Here is a 671-nt window from a genome sequence, read left to right as displayed (position 1 = left end):
GACGGGGATGGCGTGAGCACCCCGGATGAGGATGCGGACCAGGATGGCGACCCGACCAATGACGATACGGATGAGGACGGCACCCCCGATTACCTCGACCCCACGGATGACGGCAACGGCAACGGTGGCGGAGACGATACGGACACCGACGGGGACGGGGTCCCTGACACGGAAGACCTCGATGACGACAACGACGGCTTGCTGGATACCACAGAGGACCCCGATCTGGATGGGGATGGGGATCCCCTGACCAGTCCTTTGGATTCAGACGGGGACGGGATTCCCGACCACCTGGACCTTGATTCCGACAATGACGGCATCCCCGACAATGTGGAAGCCCAGCCCACGGAAGGATACATTGCGCCCAACCCCGATGATGCTGCCACCTATGCCGCTAACCAGGGGGTGAATTCGGCCTATCTTGGCGGGTTGACCCCCGAGAACACCGATGGTACGGATGAGCCCGATTACCTGGATGATGATTCCGACAACGACCAGGTACCCGACAACAATGAGGGGAACGACTTTGACTTTGACGGGCAGCCCGACTGGACCTTTACGGGGACGGACACCGATGGGGACGGCCTGGACGATGGGTACGAGGGCAGCGATGTGAATGACGGGTTCGATGTGAACGATGAGATCGACGACCCGGCCAATGACCTCCCGGA

1 pseudogene is annotated in these 671 nt (G+C 61.1%); it reads left to right on the top strand.

Annotated features, from left to right (window positions below):
• Positions 1-671, top strand: a pseudogene (locus NG653_RS14630) (gliding motility-associated C-terminal domain-containing protein); the annotation flags it as partial.

The organism is Robiginitalea marina (assembly GCF_024006985.1).
GTDB classification, from domain to species: domain Bacteria; phylum Bacteroidota; class Bacteroidia; order Flavobacteriales; family Flavobacteriaceae; genus Robiginitalea; species Robiginitalea marina.
The sequence above is the reverse complement of the archived record's forward strand: the minus strand, read 5'-3'. Positions and strand labels throughout refer to the sequence as shown.